This window comes from Streptomyces sp. NBC_01304 (genome assembly GCF_035975855.1).
Lineage (GTDB): Bacteria > Actinomycetota > Actinomycetes > Streptomycetales > Streptomycetaceae > Streptomyces.
In genome coordinates this window covers 8,410,031-8,435,035 of the sequence record NZ_CP109055.1, presented here as the reverse complement: position 1 = coordinate 8,435,035, position 25,005 = coordinate 8,410,031, and the positions used below count along the sequence as shown (strand labels likewise).

The 25,005-nt window shown below is 66.9% G+C and carries 18 protein-coding genes, 3 rRNA genes and 1 pseudogene; 8 read left to right on the top strand and 14 right to left on the bottom strand.

Annotated elements, in window-relative coordinates; all coding sequences use genetic code 11:
• Nucleotides 1-10: 10 nt before the first annotated feature.
• The 6 genes and pseudogenes from OG430_RS37555 to OG430_RS37530 all read right to left on the bottom strand — a co-directional run bounded on the left by OG430_RS37555 (nucleotide 11) and on the right by OG430_RS37530 (nucleotide 8,771).
• Nucleotides 11-838 (bottom strand): tetratricopeptide repeat protein, encoded by an 828-nt coding sequence (locus OG430_RS37555; RefSeq protein ID WP_327359397.1) that lies wholly within the window; start codon nucleotides 836-838, stop codon nucleotides 11-13.
• A 486-nt stretch (nucleotides 839-1,324) separates the two neighbouring features.
• A pseudogene (locus OG430_RS49555) lies at nucleotides 1,325-2,170 on the bottom strand (hypothetical protein); the annotation flags it as partial.
• Between the two features lie 126 nt (nucleotides 2,171-2,296).
• Nucleotides 2,297-2,413, bottom strand: a 5S ribosomal RNA gene (rrf, locus tag OG430_RS37545).
• A gap of 132 nt (nucleotides 2,414-2,545) precedes the next feature.
• Nucleotides 2,546-5,668: ribosomal RNA gene (locus OG430_RS37540) — 23S ribosomal RNA — on the bottom strand.
• Between the two features lie 307 nt (nucleotides 5,669-5,975).
• A 16S ribosomal RNA gene (locus tag OG430_RS37535) occupies nucleotides 5,976-7,501 on the bottom strand.
• The 16S, 23S and 5S rRNA genes sit together here, the layout of an rRNA operon.
• A gap of 628 nt (nucleotides 7,502-8,129) precedes the next feature.
• Nucleotides 8,130-8,771 (bottom strand): DNA-3-methyladenine glycosylase, encoded by a 642-nt coding sequence (locus OG430_RS37530; protein WP_327357122.1) that lies wholly within the window; start codon nucleotides 8,769-8,771, stop codon nucleotides 8,130-8,132.
• Between the two features lie 175 nt (nucleotides 8,772-8,946).
• Between OG430_RS37530 and OG430_RS37525 the strand changes: the two genes are divergently transcribed.
• The 3 genes from OG430_RS37525 (at nucleotide 8,947) to OG430_RS37515 (ending at nucleotide 10,961) form a co-directional block, all read left to right on the top strand.
• The gene (locus tag OG430_RS37525) at nucleotides 8,947-9,729 is read left to right on the top strand and encodes a sporulation protein (protein WP_327357121.1); all 783 of its coding nucleotides are present in this window, start codon (nucleotides 8,947-8,949) and stop codon (nucleotides 9,727-9,729) included.
• Nucleotides 9,730-9,771: 42 nt separating this feature from the next.
• Nucleotides 9,772-10,305, top strand: a complete 534-nt coding sequence (locus tag OG430_RS37520; RefSeq protein WP_327357120.1) for a YbhB/YbcL family Raf kinase inhibitor-like protein — start codon at nucleotides 9,772-9,774, stop codon at nucleotides 10,303-10,305.
• A gap of 146 nt (nucleotides 10,306-10,451) precedes the next feature.
• Nucleotides 10,452-10,961, top strand: coding sequence for an HNH endonuclease (locus OG430_RS37515; RefSeq protein WP_327357119.1), 510 nt, complete (start codon nucleotides 10,452-10,454; stop codon nucleotides 10,959-10,961).
• A 77-nt stretch (nucleotides 10,962-11,038) separates the two neighbouring features.
• On the opposite strand, the gene OG430_RS37510 is transcribed toward OG430_RS37515, so the two are convergent.
• The 3 genes from OG430_RS37510 to OG430_RS37500 all read right to left on the bottom strand — a co-directional run bounded on the left by OG430_RS37510 (nucleotide 11,039) and on the right by OG430_RS37500 (nucleotide 13,345).
• Nucleotides 11,039-11,968: an SPFH domain-containing protein gene (locus OG430_RS37510; RefSeq protein ID WP_327357118.1), complete on the bottom strand. Its 930-nt coding sequence runs from the start codon at nucleotides 11,966-11,968 to the stop codon at nucleotides 11,039-11,041.
• 115 nt (nucleotides 11,969-12,083) lie between these two features.
• Nucleotides 12,084-12,512 (bottom strand): NfeD family protein, encoded by a 429-nt coding sequence (locus OG430_RS37505; protein ID WP_327357117.1) that lies wholly within the window; start codon nucleotides 12,510-12,512, stop codon nucleotides 12,084-12,086.
• 41 nt (nucleotides 12,513-12,553) lie between these two features.
• The gene (locus OG430_RS37500; protein WP_327357116.1) at nucleotides 12,554-13,345 is read right to left on the bottom strand and encodes an ABC transporter ATP-binding protein; all 792 of its coding nucleotides are present in this window, start codon (nucleotides 13,343-13,345) and stop codon (nucleotides 12,554-12,556) included.
• A 142-nt stretch (nucleotides 13,346-13,487) separates the two neighbouring features.
• On the opposite strand from OG430_RS37500, the gene OG430_RS37495 reads away from it, so the two are divergent.
• Complete coding sequence (locus tag OG430_RS37495; protein WP_327357115.1) at nucleotides 13,488-14,276, top strand: hypothetical protein; 789 nt, start codon at nucleotides 13,488-13,490, stop codon at nucleotides 14,274-14,276.
• Between the two features lie 354 nt (nucleotides 14,277-14,630).
• Here OG430_RS37495 and OG430_RS37490 read toward each other — a convergent pair whose 3' ends face one another.
• From OG430_RS37490 to OG430_RS37475, 4 genes are all read right to left on the bottom strand, one after another.
• Entirely contained in the window at nucleotides 14,631-14,870 is a 240-nt protein-coding gene (locus tag OG430_RS37490) for a chaplin (RefSeq protein WP_327357114.1), read from the bottom strand.
• A 256-nt stretch (nucleotides 14,871-15,126) separates the two neighbouring features.
• The gene (locus OG430_RS37485) at nucleotides 15,127-15,372 is read right to left on the bottom strand and encodes a chaplin (protein WP_327359395.1); all 246 of its coding nucleotides are present in this window, start codon (nucleotides 15,370-15,372) and stop codon (nucleotides 15,127-15,129) included.
• Nucleotides 15,373-15,540: 168 nt separating this feature from the next.
• Complete coding sequence (locus tag OG430_RS37480; RefSeq protein WP_327357113.1) at nucleotides 15,541-16,185, bottom strand: response regulator transcription factor; 645 nt, start codon at nucleotides 16,183-16,185, stop codon at nucleotides 15,541-15,543.
• The gene (locus OG430_RS37475; RefSeq protein WP_327357112.1) at nucleotides 16,178-17,323 is read right to left on the bottom strand and encodes a GAF domain-containing sensor histidine kinase; all 1,146 of its coding nucleotides are present in this window, start codon (nucleotides 17,321-17,323) and stop codon (nucleotides 16,178-16,180) included. The genes OG430_RS37480 and OG430_RS37475 overlap by 8 nt, the downstream gene beginning before the upstream one ends.
• A gap of 172 nt (nucleotides 17,324-17,495) precedes the next feature.
• On the opposite strand from OG430_RS37475, the gene OG430_RS37470 reads away from it, so the two are divergent.
• The 3 genes from OG430_RS37470 (at nucleotide 17,496) to OG430_RS37460 (ending at nucleotide 20,298) form a co-directional block, all read left to right on the top strand.
• Nucleotides 17,496-18,194, top strand: coding sequence for an SDR family NAD(P)-dependent oxidoreductase (locus OG430_RS37470; RefSeq protein ID WP_327357111.1), 699 nt, complete (start codon nucleotides 17,496-17,498; stop codon nucleotides 18,192-18,194).
• Between the two features lie 50 nt (nucleotides 18,195-18,244).
• Nucleotides 18,245-19,354 carry an S-adenosylmethionine:tRNA ribosyltransferase-isomerase gene (locus tag OG430_RS37465; protein ID WP_327359394.1) on the top strand — a complete coding sequence of 370 codons (1,110 nt, stop codon included), beginning with the start codon at nucleotides 18,245-18,247 and terminating at the stop codon, nucleotides 19,352-19,354.
• Nucleotides 19,355-19,620: 266 nt separating this feature from the next.
• Entirely contained in the window at nucleotides 19,621-20,298 is a 678-nt protein-coding gene (locus OG430_RS37460) for a transglycosylase SLT domain-containing protein (protein WP_327357110.1), read from the top strand.
• Between the two features lie 139 nt (nucleotides 20,299-20,437).
• Here the strand turns inward: OG430_RS37460 and OG430_RS37455 are convergent, their stop codons facing one another.
• Nucleotides 20,438-23,011: an ABC transporter ATP-binding protein/permease gene (locus tag OG430_RS37455; protein WP_327357109.1), complete on the bottom strand. Its 2,574-nt coding sequence runs from the start codon at nucleotides 23,009-23,011 to the stop codon at nucleotides 20,438-20,440.
• A gap of 248 nt (nucleotides 23,012-23,259) precedes the next feature.
• Here OG430_RS37455 and OG430_RS37450 point away from each other — a divergent pair, with 248 nt between their 5' ends.
• A complete protein-coding gene (locus tag OG430_RS37450; RefSeq protein WP_327357108.1) occupies nucleotides 23,260-24,993 on the top strand; it encodes a streptophobe family protein in 1,734 nt (577 codons plus the stop codon).
• Nucleotides 24,994-25,005: the final 12 nt, after the last annotated feature.

Here is a 25,005-nt window from a genome sequence, read left to right as displayed (position 1 = left end):
CTCAACGCGCTTACTGCTTCTCTACGTCGCCCTCGTCGCCCTCGACCGACTCGGCGGCGGCGTCCTCAGCTTCGATCGCGGACTCTTCGGAGCCGAGCTCCTCCGACTCCTCCGACTCCCCGGACTCCGCTTCCTCGTCGCCGTCCTCGTCCTCGTCCTCGTCGAAGGCATCGACGAACTCGACGCCGTCCATCTCGGCAAGGCGGTCGGAGGCGTCCGTGCTGCCGTCCTTGTCGGCCTCGACAGCCTTCGCGAACCACTCCCGCGCCTCGTCCTCGCGCCCGGCCTCAAGAAGGGCATCGGCGTAGGCGTAGCGCAGGCGAGCAGTCCAGGGCTGCACCGAGTTGGAGGCCAGCTCGGGGCTCTGCAGCGTGACGATCGCGGCGTCCAGCTGCCCCATGTCCCGCCGCGCACCGGCCGCGACCAAGCGCATCTCGACCTGCCCGGCCTTGTCGAGCCGCTGCACCTCGGGCTCACCGGCCATGTCGAGGGCCTTCTCCGGCCGCCCGAGCCCACGCTCGCAGTCGGCCATGACGGGCCACAGCTCCGCGGACCCGGTCATCCGGCGCGCGGCACGGAACTCGGCGAGCGCCTCGGAGTACTTCTGACTGGCGTACGCGGCGAAGCCGGCGGCCTCCCGTACGGCAGCCACACGCGAGGCGAGCCGCAGGGCGATCCGCGAGTAGGCGTAGGCCTGCTCGGGGTCCTCGTCGATGAGCTTGGCGACCATCACCAGGTTCTTGGCGACGTCCTCGGCAAGCCCCTTCGGCAGGCTCTGCAGCTCCTGCTGTACGTCCTTGTCGATCTCGTGGCCCGTGACGTCCTCGGGAATCGGCAGCCGCTTGATGGGCTCCCGGTCCCGGTCGCCGCGGTAGCCACCGCGGTCATCGCGCCGGTCGTCACGCCGGTCGTCGCGGCGGAACCCACCACGACCGCCGCCACCGGGACGCCCACCACGGTCATCACGGGACCCGCGGTAACCGCCACGGTCGTCACGACGCTCGAAGGAACGGCCACCACGGTCGTCATCGCGGCGCGGACCGCTGGGACGGTCGTCCCGACGGAATCCACCACGGTCATCGTCACGTCGCGGCCCGCTCGGCCGGTCATCACGACGGAAGCCACCACGGTCGTCATCACGACGCGGCCCGCTCGGGCGGTCATCACGACGGAAGCCGGGCCGGTCGTCACGGCGGAAGCTCGGGCGGTCATCGCGACGGTCGTCACGGCGGAACCCACCACGGTCACTGTCCCTACGCGGCCCACGGTCATCGCGCCCAGCACGGTCGTCACGCCGGTCGTCACGACGCTCGAAGGGACGGCCACCGCGGTCATCCCTGCGGTCATCGCGGCGGAATCCACCACGGTCGTCATCACGACGCGGCCCGCTCGGCCGGTCATCACGACGGCCGTAGCCACCGCCGCCACCGGGACGCCCACCACGGTCGTCGCCACGTCGGTCATCACGACGCTCGAAGGGGCGGCCACCGCGGTCATCCCTGCGGTCATCGCGGCGGAATCCACCACGGTCGTCATCGCGACGCGGCCCGCTGGGACGGTCGTCCCGACGGAATCCACCACGGTCATCGTCACGTCGCGGCCCGCTCGGGCGGTCATCACGACGGAATCCACCACGGTCGTCATCACGACGCGGCCCGCTCGGGCGGTCATCACGACGGAATCCACCACGGTCGTCATCACGACGCGGCCCGCTCGGGCGGTCATCACGACGGAAGCCGGGCCGGTCGTCACGGCGGAAGCTCGGGCGGTCATCGCGACGGTCGTCACGGCGGAACCCACCACGGTCACTGTCCCTACGCGGCCCACGGTCATCGCGCCCAGCACGGTCGTCACGCCGGTCGTCACGACGCTCGAAGGGACGACCCCCACGGTCGTCGTCGCGACGAGGTCCACTCGGCCGGTCATCACGCCGGCCATAGCCGCCACCACCGGGACGCTCACCACGGTCATCACGGGACCCGCGGTAGCCACCGCGGTCATCTCGCCGATCGTCACGCCGCTCAAACGAACGCCCACCACGGTCGTCGTCCCGACGCGGCCCACGCGGGCGGTCGTCACGGCCTCCGCGGAACCCGCCCCTGTCGCGGTCACCACCGTCCCGACCGCGCGGCTCGCGCTCCGGGCGATCGTCGGGAGAGTTGGTCGACATCGTGACTCCTAGTCTTCGGTACCACAGTCATTCTCACGCAACCGACTACCGGCCGCGCTTCGGGAAATACAAAAAAGGACCCTTGGTCCCAGCGTGAACGCTGGGACCAAGGGTCCTCAAATAATTGTTCGGCGGCGTCCTACTCTCCCACAGGGTCCCCCCTGCAGTACCATCGGCGCTGTGAGGCTTAGCTTCCGGGTTCGGAATGTAACCGGGCGTTTCCCTCACGCTATGACCACCGAAACCCTTTCAAGTAGCCCCAGAAATCAGGGCAATGAACAGGGCAGCGAACAAGCACACTCTTTAATTGAGGAACTGTTCAGCCGGCAACAGCTGTTCGTTACTTCAGAACTAACACAGTGGACGCGAGCAACTGAGGACAAGCCCTCGGCCTATTAGTACCAGTCAGCTCCACCCCTTACAGGGCTTCCACATCTGGCCTATCAACCCAGTCGTCTACTGGGAGCCTTAACCAATCAAGTTGGTGGGAATACTCATCTTGAAGCAGGCTTCCCGCTTAGATGCTTTCAGCGGTTATCCTTTCCGAACGTAGCCAACCAGCCATGCCCTTGGCAGGACAACTGGCACACCAGAGGTTCGTCCGTCCCGGTCCTCTCGTACTAGGGACAGCCCTTCTCAATATTCCTACGCGCACAGCGGATAGGGACCGAACTGTCTCACGACGTTCTAAACCCAGCTCGCGTACCGCTTTAATGGGCGAACAGCCCAACCCTTGGGACCGACTCCAGCCCCAGGATGCGACGAGCCGACATCGAGGTGCCAAACCATCCCGTCGATATGGACTCTTGGGGAAGATCAGCCTGTTATCCCCGGGGTACCTTTTATCCGTTGAGCGACGGCGCTTCCACAAGCCACCGCCGGATCACTAGTCCCGACTTTCGTCCCTGCTCGACCCGTCGGTCTCACAGTCAAGCTCCCTTGTGCACTTACACTCAACACCTGATTGCCAACCAGGCTGAGGGAACCTTTGGGCGCCTCCGTTACTCTTTGGGAGGCAACCGCCCCAGTTAAACTACCCATCAGACACTGTCCCTGATCCGGATCACGGACCCAGGTTAGACATCCAGCACGACCAGAGTGGTATTTCAACGACGACTCCCCCTGAACTGGCGTCCAAGGTTCAAAGTCTCCCACCTATCCTACACAAGCCGAACCGAACACCAATATCAAACTGTAGTAAAGGTCCCGGGGTCTTTCCGTCCTGCTGCGCGAAACGAGCATCTTTACTCGTAGTGCAATTTCACCGGGCCTATGGTTGAGACAGTCGAGAAGTCGTTACGCCATTCGTGCAGGTCGGAACTTACCCGACAAGGAATTTCGCTACCTTAGGATGGTTATAGTTACCACCGCCGTTTACTGGCGCTTAAGTTCTCAGCTTCGCACACCCGAAAGTGCACTAACCGGTCCCCTTAACGTTCCAGCACCGGGCAGGCGTCAGTCCGTATACATCGCCTTACGGCTTCGCACGGACCTGTGTTTTTAGTAAACAGTCGCTTCTCGCTGGTCTCTGCGGCCACCCCCAGCTCAGGAAGCAAGTTCCTTCACCAGTGATGGCCCCCTTCTCCCGAAGTTACGGGGGCATTTTGCCGAGTTCCTTAACCATAGTTCACCCGAACGCCTCGGTATTCTCTACCTGACCACCTGAGTCGGTTTAGGGTACGGGCCGCCATGAAACTCGCTAGAGGCTTTTCTCGACAGCATAGGATCATCCACTTCACCACAATCGGCTCGGCATCAGGTCTCACCCTTATATGTCATCCGGATTTGCCTAGATGACGGGCTACACCCTTACCCCGGGACTACCACCGCCCGGGCTGGACTACCTTCCTGCGTCACCCCATCGCTTACCTACTACAAGTCTGGTTCGTCGGCTCCACCACTTTCCTTTCCCCGAAGGGTCCGGAACGGCTTCACGGACTTAGCATCGCCTGATTCAGTATTGGGCGTTTCAAAGCGGGTACCGGAATATCAACCGGTTGTCCATCGACTACGCCTGTCGGCCTCGCCTTAGGTCCCGACTTACCCTGGGCAGATCAGCTTGACCCAGGAACCCTTAGTCAATCGGCGCACACGTTTCTCACGTGTGTATCGCTACTCATGCCTGCATTCTCACTCGTGAACCGTCCACAACTCGCTTCCGCGGCTGCTTCACCCGGCACACGACGCTCCCCTACCCATCCCAGCGGGCGTTGGCCCTATTGCTGGAATGACACGACTTCGGCGGTACGCTTGAGCCCCGCTACATTGTCGGCGCGGAATCACTAGACCAGTGAGCTATTACGCACTCTTTCAAGGGTGGCTGCTTCTAAGCCAACCTCCTGGTTGTCTCTGCGACTCCACATCCTTTCCCACTTAGCGTACGCTTAGGGGCCTTAGTCGATGCTCTGGGCTGTTTCCCTCTCGACCATGGAGCTTATCCCCCACAGTCTCACTGCCACGCTCTCACTTACCGGCATTCGGAGTTTGGCTAAGGTCAGTAACCCGGTAGGGCCCATCGCCTATCCAGTGCTCTACCTCCGGCAAGAAACACGTGACGCTGCACCTAAATGCATTTCGGGGAGAACCAGCTATCACGGAGTTTGATTGGCCTTTCACCCCTAACCACAGGTCATCCCCCAGGTTTTCAACCCTGGTGGGTTCGGTCCTCCACGACCTCTTACAGCCGCTTCAACCTGCCCATGGCTAGATCACTCCGCTTCGGGTCTAGAGCGTGCAACTCAATCGCCCTATTCGGACTCGCTTTCGCTACGGCTTCCCCACACGGGTTAACCTCGCTACACACCGCCAACTCGCAGGCTCATTCTTCAAAAGGCACGCAGTCACGACGCATTGAGTAAACTCAATGCGCGACGCTCCCACGGCTTGTAGGCACACGGTTTCAGGTACTATTTCACTCCGCTCCCGCGGTACTTTTCACCATTCCCTCACGGTACTATCCGCTATCGGTCACCAGGGAATATTTAGGCTTAGCGGGTGGTCCCGCCAGATTCACACGGGATTTCTCGGGCCCCGTGCTACTTGGGTGTCTCTCAAACGAGCCGTTGACGTTTCGACTACGGGGGTCTTACCCTCTACGCCGGACCTTTCGCATGTCCTTCGTCTACATCAACGGTTTCTGACTCGTCTCACAGCCGGCAGACTGTGAAAGAGAGATCCCACAACCCCGCATGCGCAACCCCTGCCGGGTCTCACACGCATACGGTTTGGCCTCATCCGGTTTCGCTCGCCACTACTCCCGGAATCACGGTTGTTTTCTCTTCCTGAGGGTACTGAGATGTTTCACTTCCCCTCGTTCCCTCCACATGCCCTATGTGTTCAGGCATGGGTGACAGTCCATGACGACTGCCGGGTTTCCCCATTCGGAAACCCCCGGATCAAAGTCTGGTTGACGACTCCCCGGGGACTATCGTGGCCTCCCACGTCCTTCATCGGTTCCTGGTGCCAAGGCATCCACCGTGCGCCCTTAAAAACTTGGCCACAGATGCTCGCGTCCACTGTGTAGTTCTCAAACAACGACCAACCACCCATCACCCTGACCCTTACGGTCAAGTTCACTGGGGCCGGCACTGAAGACAGCCATACGGCCGTTACTTCAGATACCCAACAGCGTGCCCGGCCCAGTCCCCAACCCGCTTCGCTTTCCACGCTCCGAAGAGCAGTACTTGCGGCCCGAGTTGGCCAACTGTGCCGAATAATCAACGTTCCGCCCATGAGCAACCAGCATCGAACGTGCGCCGATGTACTGGCCTCTGACCGAGCGAACTCGGTAAGAAGTGCTCCTTAGAAAGGAGGTGATCCAGCCGCACCTTCCGGTACGGCTACCTTGTTACGACTTCGTCCCAATCGCCAGTCCCACCTTCGACAGCTCCCTCCCACAAGGGGTTGGGCCACCGGCTTCGGGTGTTACCGACTTTCGTGACGTGACGGGCGGTGTGTACAAGGCCCGGGAACGTATTCACCGCAGCAATGCTGATCTGCGATTACTAGCAACTCCGACTTCATGGGGTCGAGTTGCAGACCCCAATCCGAACTGAGACCGGCTTTTTGAGATTCGCTCCACCTTGCGGTTTCGCAGCTCATTGTACCGGCCATTGTAGCACGTGTGCAGCCCAAGACATAAGGGGCATGATGACTTGACGTCGTCCCCACCTTCCTCCGAGTTGACCCCGGCGGTCTCCTGTGAGTCCCCATCACCCCGAAGGGCATGCTGGCAACACAGGACAAGGGTTGCGCTCGTTGCGGGACTTAACCCAACATCTCACGACACGAGCTGACGACAGCCATGCACCACCTGTATACCGACCACAAGGGGGGCACTATCTCTAATGCTTTCCGGTATATGTCAAGCCTTGGTAAGGTTCTTCGCGTTGCGTCGAATTAAGCCACATGCTCCGCTGCTTGTGCGGGCCCCCGTCAATTCCTTTGAGTTTTAGCCTTGCGGCCGTACTCCCCAGGCGGGGAACTTAATGCGTTAGCTGCGGCACCGACGACGTGGAATGTCGCCAACACCTAGTTCCCACCGTTTACGGCGTGGACTACCAGGGTATCTAATCCTGTTCGCTCCCCACGCTTTCGCTCCTCAGCGTCAGTAATGGCCCAGAGATCCGCCTTCGCCACCGGTGTTCCTCCTGATATCTGCGCATTTCACCGCTACACCAGGAATTCCGATCTCCCCTACCACACTCTAGCTAGCCCGTATCGAATGCAGAACCGGGGTTAAGCCCCGGTCTTTCACACCCGACGTGACAAGCCGCCTACGAGCTCTTTACGCCCAATAATTCCGGACAACGCTTGCGCCCTACGTATTACCGCGGCTGCTGGCACGTAGTTAGCCGGCGCTTCTTCTGCAGGTACCGTCACTTTCGCTTCTTCCCTGCTGAAAGAGGTTTACAACCCGAAGGCCGTCATCCCTCACGCGGCGTCGCTGCATCAGGCTTTCGCCCATTGTGCAATATTCCCCACTGCTGCCTCCCGTAGGAGTCTGGGCCGTGTCTCAGTCCCAGTGTGGCCGGTCGCCCTCTCAGGCCGGCTACCCGTCGTCGCCTTGGTGAGCCATTACCTCACCAACAAGCTGATAGGCCGCGGGCTCATCCTTCACCGCCGGAGCTTTTAACTCCCTGCCAGGAGGCAAGGAGTGTTATCCGGTATTAGACCCCGTTTCCAGGGCTTGTCCCAGAGTGAAGGGCAGATTGCCCACGTGTTACTCACCCGTTCGCCACTAATCCACCCCGAAGGGCTTCATCGTTCGACTTGCATGTGTTAAGCACGCCGCCAGCGTTCGTCCTGAGCCAGGATCAAACTCTCCGTGAATGTTTTCCCGTAATCGGGATGACACCACGAGAGCGGAACAACCAGGAGGAATAGTCCCGGTCGTTCACAGCGTCCTCGCTGTGTTTGCCTACCAACCGGTGTAGATCGGCAGGACTTTTTCAAAGGAACCTCATCCCCGGCCAAGATTGGCCGTGGACGGGGTATCAACATATCTGGCGTTGATTTTTGGCACGCTGTTGAGTTCTCAAGGAACGGACGCTTCCTTTGTACTCACCCTCTCGGGCTTTCCTCCGGGCGCTTCCCTTCGATCTTGCGTTTCCGACTCTATCAGACGCTTTCCTGTCCGACTTCCTCGGCGCTTTCCAGGTTTTCGCTTTCGCGTTTCCCTTTCGGCGTTTCCAACTCTACCAGATCCTTTTCCCATTCCGTTTCCGGTGTGGAATTCGAATCCGTGGCCGTTGGGAGCCATTCGCCTTTCGGCTGCCGCTACGTTAACCGATTCCCTTGGCGGCTCATAATCGAGTCACTCGGGTTCGAATTTCGGCATGCCGAAATTGACCCCGTTGAGGGTGTTCAGTAGGTAGTGGGTTGGCCGCTCCCGGCTGCTGTCGAAGGCAGTACCCGGTTCAAGCGGCTCGGACTACATTACGGATCGCCCACAGGTGCGTCAAGTCGCCCTCCGCCGGGGCGTATGGGCCCGATAAGGGCTCACCGTCGGGTCGTTGGCGGTCCAGAAGCGCCAGGGGTGGACGCCTCCCTCACCCGACACCCCTGTGCGGGGACCGTTGCGTACCTGGTCGGCCGGGGTGGGCGTGCCCGTGAGGAGGGAGAGCGGGGAACGGGGGCCCGCGCAGACGTCCGTGCCGTCCAGGCTGCGGTCAACATCGAGGGCGGTGGCCAGGCGGGCCGGGCCTTTGGCCAGTTCCTTGTCGTTGCGGGCCGATTGTCGTCGCTCCCGGGTGAGCTCCGCGCCGGCGACGATCTCGCCCGCACGCAGCAGGACGCCGCTCGCGTGGCCCTCCGGACCGCACACCAGGTTGAGGCAGTGCCACATGCCGTAGGTGAAGTAGACGTATGCGTGACCTGGCGGGCCGAACATCACGCCGTTGCGGGCGGTCCGGCCGCGATAGGCGTGGGAGCCGGGGTCGGCCGCACCCGCGTACGCCTCGACCTCTGTGAGGCGGAGTTCGATCGGACCGTCCGGTGTGCGGCGCACGAGAGTGCGCCCCAGGAGGTCGGGGGCGACTTCCAGGACGGGGCGGTCGAAGAAGGAGCGGGGCAGGGGCGTACGGTCGGGGGCCGCGATCATGGCGTACGAGCGTAGTGCAACGGATACGGGCGCAACTGTGGTCACGGGTCATCCGGCTTGCCAGGGTGAGGGCGCGGAACCGGTCGGTGCTGGTTCGCGTTTGTAGAGAGCAACACAGAGATCAGCAACAGAGATCAAGGTTCGAGCCACCAGGCGTGGCCTGGGGAGGAGAGTCATGGGGTTCAAGAAGCTGCTCGCGAGCATGGGCGCCGGCGGTGCTTCGGTGGAGACCGTGCTCACTGAGGTGAACGTCGTACCCGGTGGGGTCGTCCAGGGTGAGGTGCGGATCCAGGGCGGGTCCGTCGACCAGGACATCGAGGCGCTGGCCGTCGGGCTGCAGGCGCGGGTCGAGGTCGAGGGCGGTGACCAGGAGGTCAAGCAGGACATCGAGTTCACCAAGCAGCGGCTCGGCGGTGCCTTCAAGCTGCAGGCAGGTCAGGTCTACGCCGTGCAGTTCGGGCTCGAGATCCCCTGGGAGACGCCGATCACGAGCATCGACGGCACGAACCTGCGGGGCATGAACATCGGTGTGACCACCGAGCTCGAGATCGCGCGGGCCGTGGACTCCGGTGACCTGGACCCGATCAGCGTGCACCCGCTGCCGGCGCAGCAGGCGATCCTGGATGCCTTCATCCAGCTGGGCTTCCGCTTCAAGAGCGCGGACATGGAGCGCGGGCACATCCGGGGTACGCGGCAGAAGCTGCCCTTCTACCAGGAGATCGAGTTCTACCCGCCGCAGCAGTACCGCGGCATCAACCAGGTCGAGCTGAGCTTCGTCGCGGACGACCGCGAGATGGACGTCGTCCTGGAGATGGACAAGAAGCCGGGTCTGTTCAGTGAGGGCAGCGACTCGTACAAGTCCTTCAAGGTCGGGCTGAACGACTTCCAGGGGACCGACTGGGCCGCGTTCCTGAACCAGTGGCTCTCGGCCGTCGGTGGCAAGCGCAACTGGGCCTAGGCTCTGGGGCGCAGGTGTGACCGCTGGACTGGAGGTTCTGACGTGACTGACAAGAGGCCGCCGCTTCCCCATGACTTCCTGCCTCAGGTGCCGTCGTTCACGGTGCTGAGTGAGGACGTCGCGCCGGGTGAAGTCCTGGACGACGCCCAGGTGCTCGCTGCGGGGAATGTGTCGCCGCAGCTGCGCTGGGAGGGGTTCCCCGCCGAGACGAAGAGTTTCGCGGTGACCTGTTTCGATCCGGACGCCCCGACGGGCAGCGGGTTCTGGCACTGGGTGCTGTTCGATGTCCCGGTCTCGGTCACCGAGCTCCCGGTGGGTGCGGGCAGCGGCAAGTTCGAGGGCCTTCCCGAGGGTGCCGTGCACGCGCGGAACGACTACGGGACCAAGGACTTCGGCGGTGCCGCTCCCCCGGCCGGTGAGCACCACCGCTATGTGTTCACGGTGTACGCCGTGGACACGGAGAAGCTCGGGCCGGACGCGGACACCTCGCCCGCGGCCGTCGGCTTCAATCTGCGGTTCCACACGTTGGCGCGCGCCCAGCTCGTCGGTGAGTACACCGCGCCTTCGGACAACTGACCGTTCACCGGTTGTTTGCCCGCCTCTGGTCATGGAAGTGATCAGGGGCGGGCATTTTTTATTGCGTTGTCCATTGCGGCGCGCCCGGCCAGAGTTGATCCCAGTCCGCCGCGGGGTGGGCGGGTGCACACGGGAGGGTGGGCGAAATGCGGGACACGCTGGTACTGAACGCGAGCTTCGAGCCGTTGTCGACGGTGTCGCTGAACCGGGCCGTCGTACTGGTTCTGACCGACAAGGCCGTCGTCGAGCACGCCCACCCCGAGCTGCGGATGCGTGGAGCGGCCGTGGACATGCCGGTTCCCCGGGTGATCAGGCTCTGCCGGTTCGTCAGGGTGCCGTTCCGAAGACATGCGCCGTGGTCGCGGCGGGGTGTCCTGATACGGGACGGGCACAAGTGCGCCTTCTGCGGCAGGCGGGCGACCACGGTGGACCACGTGGTGCCGCGGTCGCGGGGTGGTGCGGACTCCTGGCTGAACACGGTGGCCTCGTGCGCCGAGGACAACCACCGCAAGGCGAACCGGACGCCGGAGGAGGCGGGGATGCCGCTGCTCTTCGCCCCGTTCATCCCGTCGCCGAGCGATGCGATGCTGCTCTCGATGAGTGCTGAGGGCCGGTCCGGCCTTCCGGACTGGTTGCCGCAGCCGGCAGCGGCGTAGCGCATCAGTATCTGCGTACGTAACGACTGAAGCCCGCCTTCCTCGCGAAGGCGGGCTTCAGTGTTGCTTGCGTTTCCTCAGTCGACCGGCGGCTTTTCGCGGCGCTCGGTGCCGCTTCCCGAGCCGCCGCCCATCGGGCCGAAGTTGCCCATGGCGCCGGACAGGCCCTTGAGGGCGTCGCCGATCTCGCTGGGGACGATCCAGAGCTTGTTCGCGTCACCTTCGGCGATCTTCGGGAGCATCTGGAGGTACTGATACGCGAGGAGCTTCTGGTCCGCGTCGCCCGCGTGGATCGACTCGAAGACCGTACGGATGGCTTGTGCTTCGCCCTCTGCGCGCAGGGCCGCGGCCTTGGCCTCACCTTCGGCGCGCAGGATCGCGGACTGCTTCTCGCCCTCCGCGGTGAGGATCTGCGACTGGCGGATACCTTCGGCGGTGAGGATCGCGGCGCGCTTGTCACGGTCGGCGCGCATCTGCTTCTCCATCGAGTCCTGGATGGAGGTGGGCGGCTCGATCGCCTTCAGCTCGACGCGGTTGACGCGGATGCCCCACTTGCCGGTGGCCTCGTCGAGGACTCCGCGCAGGGCGGCGTTGATCTCCTCGCGGGAGGTCAGGGTCCGCTCGAGGTCCATGCCACCGATGATGTTTCGCAGGGTGGTGACCGTCAGCTGCTCGATCGCCTGGATGTAGGAGGCGACTTCGTACGTGGCCGCGCGGGCGTCGGTCACCTGGTAGTAGATGACCGTGTCGATGTTGACGACCAGGTTGTCCTGGGTGATCACCGGCTGCGGTGGGAAGGGCACGACCTGCTCGCGGAGGTCGATGCGGTTGCGGATCGAGTCGATGAAGGGGACGACGATGTTCAGGCCGGCGTTGAGCGTGCGCGTGTAGCGGCCGAAGCGTTCCACGATGGCGGCGCTGGCCTGCGGGATGACCTGGATCGTCTTGATCAGGGCGATGAAGACGAGCACCACCAGGATGATCAGGACGATGATGATCGGTTGCATCGTGCTCCCGTGCCCTTCCGAGCTCTAGAAGATCTTGATGGTCGAGTCTGTCAGAACGCCGCGTGGCGTGTGGGGAGTTCGGCGGCTTGCGTCCGGGTTGATCCGGCGTACCGGCTTACATCACGACGGCCGTGGCTCCGTCGATCTCCACGACGTCGACCTGCTGGCCCACTTCGAAGGCCTGCTCCGCATCGAGCGGGCGGGCGGACCAGACTTCTCCGGCGAGCTTGATGCGGCCGCCGTCGCCGTCCACGCGTTCCAGTACGAGGGCCTGTTTGCCCTTCAACGCGTCGATGCCCGTGGCCAGTTGGGGCCGCTGGGCGCGGTGCCGGGTGGCGATGGGGCGTACGACTGCGATCAGCGCCACCGAGACGGCGGCGAAGACGATGACCTGGAGAACGATGCCGCCGCCGAGACCTGCGGTCACGGCGGCGGCGACTGCGCCGGCGGAGAGCATGCCGAATTCCGGCATCGCGGTCAGGACGAGCGGAATTCCGAGTCCGACCGCGCCGATCAGCCACCACACCCATGCGTCGATGTCCACATGGTCAATGGTAGGTGCGCGGGCACCTGCGGCGACAGAGGTCAGGCGATGGGCAGACCCTGGGCGGTCCAGCGCTCGCCGTTCTGTTCGACGACCAGCGGGAGGCCGAAGCAGAGCGAGAGGTTGCGCGAGGTGAGCTCGAGCTCGAGCGGGCCCGCGGCGAGGACCTTGCCCTGGCGGATCATGAGGACGTGGGTGAAGCCGGGGGCGATCTCCTCGACGTGGTGCGTGACCATGATCATCGAGGGGGCGATCGGGTCGCGGGCCAGGCGGCCGAGGCGGCGTACTAGGTCCTCGCGGCCGCCGAGGTCCAGGCCGGCGGCGGGCTCGTCGAGGAGGAGCAGCTCGGGGTCGGTCATCAGGGCGCGGGCGATCATGGTGCGCTTGCGCTCGCCCTCGGAGAGGGTGCCGAAGCGGCGGTCCAGGAACTCGGTCATGCCGAGGCGGTCGAGGAAAGCGCGGGCGCGCTGCTCGTCGACGTCCTCGTACGCCTCGTTCCAGCCGGCGGTCATGCCGTACGCGGCGGTGAGGACGGTCTGCAGGACGGTCTGGCTCTTGGGGAGCTTGTCGGCGATCGCGATGCCGGCCATGCCGATGCGCGGGCGCAGCTCGAAGACGTCCACCTTGCCGAGGGTGTCGCCGAGGATCGTGGCGGTGCCATTGCTCGGGAACAGGTAGCTGGAGGCGACGTTGAGCAGGGTGGTCTTGCCCGCGCCGTTGGGGCCGAGGATGACCCAGCGCTCGCCTTCCTTGACCGACCAGGAGACCTGGTCCACCAGAGCCCTGCCCTCGCGGACCACGGATACGTCCACCAGCTCCAGCACATCGCTCATGAGCGCGTTGTCTCCCATTGCAGTCTCAGTCTCGGCTGTCCGCTTGCCCCTGTGGGCGTGGCCCGCAGGGAAGCCCCCTTGGGAAAACTTACGCCACCGCCCGGCGGCTCCCACCGCCAGTACGGTCCTTAGGCTGGTGTCCATGCTCACGGAACCACGCTCGGGCCTCTTGGCCTCTTGGGGAAATGCCCTGATTGCGGGACTTGTATCCCCTGATGACGCTGTCCTTGCCATCGTCGGCGAGGACGCGGTGCACCGGGTCGAGGGGCTGCCCGGGGAGTCGGGGCAGGTCGGACTGACTTTGGCACTTGGCCGGCTGCGGGCCCTCGGGGCGACCGGGCTGCGGGTGGCGCTGCCGGCGCCTGGACATCCGCTGGGGCTGAGCGGGCCACCCGAGTTCAATGCGCGGGCGCTCGACGCGGAGGAGGCGGTCGTCTGCCAGGGGGTCGCGCTGGGACTGGTGCCCGAGGTGTACGAGGCCGGGCCCGAGGGCGATGTGCATGTGGAGGTCGTCTGGCACTGCCTGCCGGTGCGGGAGGCGCCGCCCGCGGACGTGCCGTCGCTCGGTGAGGCCGAGCGGGAGCTCGCGGAAGCGCTGCGCGAGGCGACGGCGGTGCTTGCGCGGCTCGATGTGGCCGGGTCGGGGCCGGTGGCCGAGGCGGCGATCGACGCGTATCGGGCGCGGGCCGAGGCGGGGCGTGAGGTGTTGGCGCCCGGGTATCCGCCGCGTGCGGTACGGGTGTTGGAGCTGGCTCAGCGGGTGGGGCTGCTGATTTCGGTGGCGTACGAGAACGGGCACGGCGGGGCCGTGAGCGCCTCGGAGATGAGCTCTCGGGCGCTGGCCCTGCGGCCGGTGGAGCGGACCGCTCGGCGGGCCCAGGTGGCCGCGTACAACGCGTTCGTGGAGGAGCGGGAGCGCGGGGTGCGCTGAAGGCGTGGCCGACGGTCGACGGACGGAGTCCGGCGCAGCGGCTCGAAGCCGTGAGGCGCCCCGGCGCCGAGCGGTGCGAGAGGCGCGTCAGGGAGGGGCCAACGCGTTCGTGGAGGAGCGGGAGCGCGGGGTGCGCTGAAGGCGTGACCGACGGTCGACGGACGGAGTCCGGCGCAGCGGCTCGAAGCCGTGAGGCGCCCCGGCGCCGAGCGGTGCGAGAGGCGCGTCAGGGAGGGGCCAACGCGTTCGTGGAGGAGCGGGAGCGCGGGGTGCGCTGAGTCTCGACCGGGAACGGCGAAAGCCCCGCGAACCGGAAGGTGTTCGCGGGGCTTCGGTGTGCCGGTGTCAGGCAGCTCAGCCGTTCGACGACGTGTTGTCGAAGGTCGGGTTGAGGGCGCCGATGACGTTCACGCTGTTGCCGGTCGCGTTGACCGGGACGTGGATCGGGGCCTGGACGTGGTTGCCGGAGGCGACACCCGGGGAGTTGGTGGCCTTGCCGTTGGCGTCGGCGTCGGCGAACGCGGCACCGGCGGAGGCGCCCGCGGCCATACCGGCGGTGACGAGAACCAGGGCGGCCTTCTTGGCAATGTTCATGAAAGGTGTTCCTCCTGCGAAGTCCCGGGATTTTCCCGGGAGTTGGTAGTGCTGCGACCCCAGCCGCGGAGTCGCACGCTGAAGAACGCATGGACAGTCCGTATGACACGGGATGCGGTGCGGATGCCCCCATTCGGATCAATAGGCCGACCATCTGCGGAACGCCCATCGGGATCCTCCGGGTGCCCACAACGCCGGACCGGCCCCCCAGAAAGCTCTGGAGGGCCGGTGGTCACTGCTGGACCGGGGCGATACGTCAGCCGTTGTAGCCGTCGTTCGCGAAGGTCGGGTTGAGGGCACCGATGACGTTCACGGTGTTGCCCACCACGTTCACGGGGACGTGGACCGGGGCCTGGACCAGGTTGCCGGAGGCGACGCCCGGGGACTTGACGGCCTTGCCGTGCGCGTTCGCCCCGTCGGTCGCGGCGGCAACGCCGGCTCCAGCGGCAACGATGCTGCCGGCCACCATGGTCACTGCCGCGGCCTTCTTCAGGTTCTTCACTTCTAAGTCCTCCTTGCGGGAGCCGCGGCCAGCCGCCGCAGCATGCATGGAGAACGGCTGCGGTCCGCGCAGGATGCGCCATCCGGGGGACATCCACACGACGGTATGAATCTCAGCCCGGAACGCGACGGTCCGCTCTGCCCGTCGCGTAGTGCGCCAGTGGGCGGATCAGGTGGTCAGGCCATGGCGTACGGCCCACAGCGCGGCCTGGGTACGGTCCGCGAGGTCGAGTTTCATCAGGATGTTCGACACATGGGTCTTGACGGTCTTCTCGGAGAGGACGAGGGCGCGCGCGATCTCCCGGTTGGAGCGACCGTCGGCGATCAGGCCGAGCACCTCGCGCTCCCGTTCGGTGAGCGAACCGCCCCTGCCCTGGGCGCCGGTGCCCACGTCCTGGGAGAGCAGCGCGTCCGCCACCTCGGGCTGCAGCAGGATGTGGCCCGCGTACACGGAGCGGATGGCGCCGGCGAGGGCCTCCGGGTCGACGTCCTTGTAGACGTAACCCGCGGCGCCCGCGCGCAGGGCGGGCACGACCGTGCGCTGCTCGGTGAAGCTGGTGACGATCAACACCTTGGCGGGGTTGGCGAGTTCGCGGAGCTTGCGCAGGGCCTCGACGCCGTCCATACCGGGCATCTTGACGTCCATGAGGACGACGTCGGGCTTCAACTCCTCGGTACGGGCGACGCCTTCCGCGCCGTCCGCGGCCTCGCCCACGACCTCGATGTCGTCCTGGATCTCCAGGAACGTACGCAGGCCGCGCCTGACCACCTGATGGTCGTCGACCAGCAGCACACGGATCACCTTGTCAGCCACCGGGGACCTCCATCTCGATCGTGGTGCCCTTTCCGGGCGCCGATTCCACGGCCAGGGCGCCGCCGACGCCGCTCGCCCGGTCCCGCATGGAGACCAGGCCGAGGTGGCGTCCCGCGCGGCGTATCGACTTGGGCTCGAAGCCGCTGCCGTCGTCCGTGATGCGCAGCACCGCTCCCTGGCCGCGCTTTTCCAGTACGACGCCGACGTGTGCGGCGCCGGAGTGCCGCAGTGCGTTGTGCAGGGCCTCCTGGGCGACGCGGAGCATCGCCTCTTCCTGGGCGGCGGGCAGGGCGCGTACGCCGCTGCACTCGAAGGTGACGTGGGCCGCGTGGGCGCGGTCCAGGACCTGGATCTGCGTACGCAACGTGGCCACCAGGCCGTCCTCGTCGAGGGCCGCGGGCCGCAACTCGACGACGGCGGCGCGCAGTTCGTCGGCCGCCTCGGCGGCGAGGACGGCCACCTGCTGGAGTTCGTCCTTGGCGCGGACCGGGTCGCGGTCCACGAGGGCGGCGGCGGCCTGGGCGGTCAGACGCAGCGAGAAGAGCTTCTGGCTGACGGCGTCGTGCAGTTCATGGGCGAGCCGGGAGCGCTCCTCCGCGATGGTGAGCTCGCGGCTGCGCTCGTACAGGCGGGCATTGGTGAGGGCGATCGCCGCGTGCTGGGCGAGGATGCCGAGCAATTGCTCGTCCTCCTCGGTGAAGCCGCAACCGCCTTGGGGCTTGGGGCACTTCTTGTTGGCGAGGAAGAGCGCGCCGATGGTCTCCTCGCCGTCCCGGATCGGCATGCCCAGGAAGTCCGACATGTCGGGGTGCGCGGAGGGCCAGCCCTCGAAGCGGGGGTCCTGGCGGACGTCGCCGAGGCGCTCGGGCTCCGCCTTGTGCAGCATCGCGGCGAGGATGCCGTGCTGGCGCGGGAGCGGGCCGATGGCCTTCCACTGCTCGGCCGTGACGCCGTCCACCACGAACTGGGCGAAGCCGCCGTGGTCGTCCGGGACGCCGAGCGCCGCGTACTCCGCGTCGAGCAGTTCGCGGGCCGAGGCGACGATCGTCTTGAGGACGTCGCGCACCTCGAGCTGCCTGCTCATGGCAAGGAGCGCGGAGCTCACCGCGAACAGCCCTGATCGTGGTCCTTCGGTCATGGCCACACCGTACCGGCGGGCCCTGACAGTGCGGATCGGACCTGCGGCGGCCCTCGCTTAGGGCTTCGGGACTAGGGCGAAGTGCCCCCGGCGGGCGGGGCTCCGGCACGAGGCGGCGGGGGCGGGTGCGTTCCTACGTTGGGGCCAGGACGCACTTGAGGGGATGGGCATCATGCCGGTTGCGATCATCACGGGGGCTTCGAAGGGGTTCGGGCGGGCGCTGGCCGCCGCGCTGGCCCGCCGGGGCTGGGATCTAGTGCTCGACGCGCGGTCCGCGGGGCCGCTGGAGCAGGCGGTGCGGGAACTTCGGGGGCACGGTGGGCGGGTAGCGGGGCTGCCGGGCGATGTGAACGACGCCGGGCATCGCGCGGCGCTCGTGCAGGAGGCGAAGGAGCTCGGCGGGCTCGATCTGCTGGTGAACAACGCGGGGGTCCTGGGCGCCGAACCGCTCGTACCACTTGAACAGCACTCGCTGGACGGCTTCCGGGCGGCCTTCGAGACCAATGTGGTGGCCCCGCTGGGGCTGCTGCAGGAAGCGCTGCCCCTGCTGCGTGCGGCGCCGGCCGGTGCGGTCGTCAACCTGAGTTCGGACGCGGCCGCGGAGGCGTACCGGACCTGGGGCGCGTACGGGGCGACGAAGGCGGCCCTGGACCAGCTGTCGGCCGTACTGGCGGTGGAGGAGCCGGAGCTGCGGGTCTGGTGGGTCGATCCGGGCAGCATGCGGACTCAGATGCTGGCCACCGCGGAGCCGGACGAGGACCTGTCGCAGACGCCCACGCCCGAAGAGATCGCCCCCGTTTTCCTGCGCATCCTCGACCGGCGCCCGGCGAGCGGCCGCTATGCCGCTCCCGCGCTCCTGGAGTCACGGTGACCGGCGGAGTCACCGCGACCGGCAGGGGCGCGGTGTCCGGCGGGGGCGCGGTGGCGGCAGCGCTGCGGGTGCCGGAGGAGCTGTCCGCGCGGGTGCCGGCCGAGGAGCGGGGGCCGGGGCTCGACAGAGATGCCGTACGTCTTCTCGTCTCGCGCGGGAGCGCGGTTTCGCACCATGACTTCGTGGAGCTGCCCGGGCTGCTGCAGGCCGGCGATGTGCTGGTGGTCAATACGTCGCCGACGTTGGCGGCCGCCGTGGACGGACGCCTGGAGGGAGTCGCCGGCGGGCACGCGCGCGTGGTGGTGCATTTCTCCACGCGGGGCGAGGACGGGCGATGGGCCGTCGAGCTGCGGGACCCCGACGGCGCCGGGACCACACGGGCGCGGGGCGGCGGTCCGGCGGGGACGGTGGTGAAGCTTGCCGGGGGTGCGCGGCTCGTCCTCGACGAACCGTTGGACCCGGCGGGGGTGCGGCTGTGGTGGGCCCGGGTCGCACAGGCCCCGGAGGGCGGCGTGCCGGAGCTGTTGCGGGCGCACGGCCGGCCCATTCGTTACTCCTATACAGAGCGGGACCAGCCGCTGTCCGCCTATCAGACGGTGTTCGCCCTGCCGTCCCCGGACCAGGCGGGCTCGGCGGAGATGCCGAGTGCCGGGCGGCCCTTCACCGCACGCCTCGTCGCGGAGCTGGTGAGCCGGGGCGTGCAGTTCGCGCCGATCACGCTGCACACCGGGGTCGCCTCGGCGGAGGCGCACGAGCCGCCCTGTCCGGAGCGGTTCGCGGTGTCCGCGGCCTCGGCCCGGCTGATCAACGCGGCGAGGGCGGGCGGCGGGCGGGTCATCGCGGTCGGCACCACGGCCGTGCGGGCCGTGGAGTCGGCGGCGGGGACGGACGGGGTGGTGCGGGCCGCCGGGGGCTGGACGGACCTCGTGGTGACGGCCGAGCGCGGGGTGCGCGTCGTGGACGGGCTGCTGACCGGCCTGCACGAGCCCGAGGCCTCGCATCTGCTGATGCTGGAGGCGATCGCGGGAAGGGCCGCGGTGGACCGGAGTTATACCGAGGCACTGGACCGTCTCTACCTATGGCACGAGTTCGGCGACGTACACCTACTACTTCAGGAGGAGGCCGGTGACTGCATGAATTGCCATGGCAACTATTGGTGAGACTGTTACGTGTTCGATGTGAGCCCGCACATAGGGCGCACATCACGTACGAAGTCCCTTAGTGGACCCCTAAGGGGCCTGTAAGCGGCGTGGGGGTAGGTGCCTGCGTCGCTTATGACCCCCCTGATCCACTAAGCGCGATCGTACGTCACACCTTTGCCACAGGATTTTGCGGCCGCTAAGAATGGCTCCCGTCGCTCGGCGCTGGTGAATGCACCAGCGCTTTCTGCCGGAGTGACCCCCGCTATTCGAAGAGGTCCATCGCCATGCCCAAGCACAGCACCCCTGGTCATAGTTCGCTGACCAAGAGCCAGAAGATCTCGATCGCCGGTGTCGCCACTCTCGGCGCCGCCGCCCTCGCGTTCTCGTTCGTGCCGGGCAACCACGCCGAGGCCACCCAGGCCGCCGAGGTCAGCGCCGCTCCCGTGGCGTTCACGACCAACGTTCACGAGGTCAAGGCGAGCGTCACCAAGCAGCAGGTCGCGGCCGGCAAGAAGGCCGACGACGCGCAGGCCGCCGCCGACAAGAAGGCCAAGGAAGACGCGAAGGCCGAGGCCGAGGCGAAGAAGGAGCGCGAGGCGAAGGAGGCGGCCAGCCGTGCCGCCGCCCGCAAGCCGGTCTACGCCAACAACCTCGACGGCTGGATACGGCAGTCCCTCGACATCATGAAGTCGAAGGGCATCCCGGGTACGTACGACGGCATCCACCGCAACGTGATGCGTGAGTCGACCGGCAACCCGAACGCGATCAACAACTGGGACATCAACGCCCAGAACGGCACGCCGTCCATCGGTCTGCTGCAGGTGATCCAGCCGACGTTCAACGCGTACCACGTCGAAGGAACCGCTCACAATCTGTACGACCCGGTCGCGAACATCGTCGCCGCGTCCAACTACGCCGCCGACCGTTACGGCTCGATCGACAACGTCAACAGCGCGTACTGAGCCTGCTGACTGCCGGACCCGACTGCCGGTCCCGCTTCATACGCCGAAGGGCGGCACCCCCTGTGGGGTGCCGCCCTTCGGCGTTCGTACGGACCTGATTGCGTTCGTACGGACCTGATTACGGTCGTACGGACCTGCCCTACTTGCGCATGACCTCGGGCTCGTGGCGGCGCAGCAGTCGCGCCACGACGAAGCCGAGCACAACGCCGATCGCGATCAGGAAGCCCATGTCGAGGATCCAGGTGACCGCCTCGGGCTTCCACAGCGGATCCTTGAGGGTGGGGTCGTCCTGGTTGGGGAACAGCTTGTTCAGGTCGACCGTGGTGCCCGCTGCGGCCACCGCCCAGCGGGACGGCATCAGGAACGAGAACTGGTTGACGCCGACCGCGCCGTTCAGCGTGAAGAGGCAGCCGGTGAAGACGACCTGGATGATCGCGAACATCACCAGGAGCGGCATGGTCTTCTCGGCGGTCTTCACCAGCGAGGAGATGACCAGGCCGAACATCATCGAGGTGAAGCCGAGCGCCATGATCGGCAGTGCGAGTTCCAGCTTCACGGACGAGCCGAGGATCAGGCCCTCCTTGGGCACCTCGCGCACACCGAAGCCGATGGCCGCGATGAGGGCGCCCTGCAGCGCGGTGATCACGCCGAGGACGATCACCTTGGACATCAGGTAGGCCGAGCGGGACAGGCCCGTGGCCCGTTCCCGTTCGTAGATGACCCGTTCCTTGATCAGCTCACGCACCGAGTTGGCGGCACCGGCGAAGCAGGCGCCGACGGCGAGGATGAGCAGGATCGTGGAGGCGTTGCCGTTCGGGCCCTTGGGGCCGGGGTTGAGGCCGTCGTCCGAGCTGATCAGCGTGGAGACGATGCCGAGGACCGCCGGCAGGATCACCATCAGGGCGAGGAAGCCCTTGTCGGAGACGATCACCGAGACATAGCGGCGGGTCAGCGTCAACAGCTGCGAGCCCCAGCCCTGCGGCTTCGGCGGGCGCATCTCGCGCGGCGGCGGCATGTGCACCGACTGCGCGGCGACGGCGTCGATGTCCGCGGCGTACATCTGGTAGTGCTGCGAGCCCTTCCAGCGGCCCGCCCAGTCGTAGTCGCGGTAGTTCTCGAACGCCGAGAAGACGTCGGCCCAGGTGCTGTAGCCGAAGAAGTTGAGCGCTTCCTCCGGCGGACCGAAGTAGGCGACGGACCCGCCCGGCGCCATGACCAGGAGCTTGTCGCAGATCGCGAGCTCGGCCACGGAGTGCGTGACGACGAGGACTGTACGGCCGTCGTCGGCGAGGCCTCGCAGGAGCTGCATCACGTCACGGTCCATGCCCGGGTCGAGGCCGGAAGTCGGCTCGTCCAGGAAGATCAGCGACGGCTTGGTCAGCAGCTCCAGGGCGACGGAGACGCGCTTGCGCTGGCCACCGGAGAGAGAAGTGACCTTCTTTTCCTTGTGGATGTCCAGCTTGAGCTCGCGCAGCACCTCGTCGACCCGGGCCGCGCGCTCGGAGGCGGCGGTGTCACCGGGGAAGCGGAGCTTGGCCGCGTACGTGAGGGCCTTACGGACAGTCAGCTCCTTGTGCAGGATGTCGTCCTGCGGGACCAGACCGATGCGCTGGCGGAGCTCGGCGAACTGCTTGTACAGATTTCGGTTGTCGTAGAGCACGTCGCCCTGGTTGGCGGGCCGGTAGCCGGTGAGCGCCTTGAGCAGGGTGGACTTGCCGGAGCCTGACGGGCCGATGACCGCGATCAGCGACTTCTCAGGGACGCCGAAGGAGACGTCCTTGAGGATGTCCTTGCCGCCGTCGACCGTCACCGTGAGGTGGCGGGCCGAGAAGGAGACCTCGCCGGTGTCGACGAACTCCTCGAGCTGGCCGCCGACCAGGCGGAAGGTCGAGTGGCCGACGCCCACGATGTCGTTCGGACCGAGAACCGCGGCACCGGACTTCGCGAGCGGCATGCCGTTGACGTACGTGCCGTTGTGCGAGCCAAGGTCACGGATCTCGAAGCGGCCGTCGGGCGTCGCGTGGAACTCGGCGTGGTGGCGGGAGACCTGCAGGTCGGAGACGACCAGCTCGTTCTCCAGGGCACGGCCGATGCGCATGACGCGGCCGAGCGCCAGCTGGTGGAACGTGGTCGGGCTGCGGTCGCCGTAGACCGGCGGGGCCCCCGCGGCACCGCCGGCGACGGGTGACTTCTGCACGGGCTGCGGGGCCGGGCGCTGCTGCTGCGGCGGCACCTGCTGGGCCACCGGCTGCTGCGGGACCTGCTGCTGCCCGGCCTGCGGCCAGGCCTGCTGCTGCGGCTGCTGCTGCTGGGGCCAGCCGGGCGCGCCCTGCTGGCCGGCGTGCGGCTGCTGCGGTGCGTGCTGGGGCGGGGCCTGCTGGGCCCCCGCCTGCGGTGCCTGCTGGGCGACGGCGGCAGCGGCGGCGCCGCTGAGCTTCACCCGCGGGCCGTCGGTGGCATTGCCGAGGTGCACGGCGGAGCCGGGGCCGATCTCCATGTGGTGGATCCGCTGGCCCTGCACGAACGTGCCGTTCGTGGAGCCGTGGTCCTCGATGACCCAACTGCGGCCGCCCCAGCTGATGGTGGCGTGCCGCCACGAGACCCGCGCGTCGTCGATCACCACATCACCCCCGGGATCGCGCCCGAGGGTGTACGACCTGGACGGATCAAGCGTCCAGGTCCGTCCATTCAATTCCAGTACGAGTTCCGGCACTCCATGCCCCACTACGTTGTCCCCCGAGCTAGCCCCCATGCATGGGGAGTCTAGGGATGTCGAACATCGTGGGGAACTATTTCAGGCTCAGCCCCCTGTCCGAAAGTCGGGCCTTGTGAAGAGTGCGTACGCGCCCTGGTGCACGCCCCGTTGACTGCCTTGAAACCGCCCCGGAGAGTGGTAAGCGCCCATGAGTGCATACGGATCATGCGCGAACGGGACAATGCGTCACGGATCGGGGGATCCAGATGGAGACGGGCAATACCGGGTCAACTCAGGGCGTTCGGTGGGGGGATGTGCTGCTCTCCGCCATCGCCGCGGTGAGCTGGGCCCTGATCGGCATGGCGGGCGTCGCGGCGCTCGGCCTGCATCTGCTCGGGGCGGACGCGGCGGCGGACCTCGGGCCGATGACGGCTGCCGCGGTGGTGCTCGGCGCGGGCGGCTCCGTCACCCCGTCCGGCGATGTCTCGGCGTTCGGCCTGGAGGGGGCCGAGGCCACGACCGCGATCGATGTGGCACCGCTGGGTGTCGGCCTGGTCGGCGCGCTGTTGCTCGCGTGGTTCTTCCTGCGTTCCCTGCGCGGGGCCGGCGTGGTGATCGCTCCAGCCGAACTGGCCGCACGCGTGGGGTCGGTGGTGACGCTGTTCCTCGCGATGCTGTGGGGGCTCGCCTGGGCCGGTCACGACCTCATCACGATTGACGGCGCCTCGCTCGGGCTCGACCAACTGCCGGGCGGTGGCGGCCTTCCGGACGACATCAAGGACAAACTGCCCGGCGGGCTCGGCGACATCGGAGGACTGCTTCCGGACAAGATCGCCGACTTGGCGGACGCCGAGGCGAAGGTCGGCTTCACCGTCGACACCGGGGCCTCGCTGGCGGGCGGGGCGCTCTGGGTGATCGGGGTGCTGCTCATCGCGCTGCTCGCCTCGCGCCGGACACCGCTGCCGCGGGCGCTCGACGGGCTGCACCGGATGGTCAGGCCCGCGGCATCGGCGCTGCTGACGGTGGTCCTGGTGGCGGTGGCGGCGGGGCTGGCGGCGGCCGCGTACGCGATGATCGGCGACGACCATCCGAAGCGGATAGCGGGAGCCGCCCTGCTCGGAGCGCCCAACGGCGTGTGGCTCGGCATTCCGCTCGGCCTGCTCGTGCCGTTCGACGGCGAGGCGAGCGGTGAGCTGGCGAAGCTGCTGCCCGATCCGATCGACGAGCTGCTTGCGCTCTCGGCCGACAAGCCCGTGACCCTCGGGCGGCTCGCGGAGCTGGACGGACGGGTGTGGCTGCTCGGCGCCGCGGTCGCGATGATGATGCTGTTCGCGGGGGTGCTGACTGCGGTGCGTACGCCGCTCGTACGGGACATGAGCGTGCTCGGCTTCGCGGGGCGGTGTGCGCTGCGGCTGGGCGCGGTGACCGCGCTCGCGTTGCCGCTCATGGTGTGGCTGACCGGGGTATCGGCCGATGCCTCGCTCTCCGTGCTCGGCTTCGACGCCTTCGGGGCGGGGATCGAGCTGCACGGGCAGGCCGGGATGGCGCTGCTGCTCGGGGCGGCGTGGGGTGCGGGGGCGGGGGCCTTGGGGGCGCTGCTCGCCCGGGCTTCGGGGGCCGCGGGTGGGCGGGCGTCGAAGCTTGCGGTGGGGGCGGGGGCCGAGGGGACCGTCCTCCGGTCGCAGGAGGCTTCGGGTGCTGCGCAGCCGGGGCGGCAGGCGGGGCCCTATGATCCGGCGCCGCCCTCTTATCGGCCTCCTAGGGAGGAGACCAATCCCTATTTGCGGCCTTTGGGCGATCGGTCTTCGGGTGAACGGCCTTCAGGCGATGTGTACAGCGCGCCCACTGTGGTGGGGCCGGTGGCTCCGCCTCCTACGCCGCCACCGCCTCGGTCGCGGTCGCGGGAAGGTGGGAGCGAGTGGCCGGTGCCGCCTCCTCCGCCGCCTCCGCCTGACCGGCCGCCGCCTCCGCCTCGTAAGGGGCCGCGGGGTCGGGGCTGAGGCTTCTTTTCT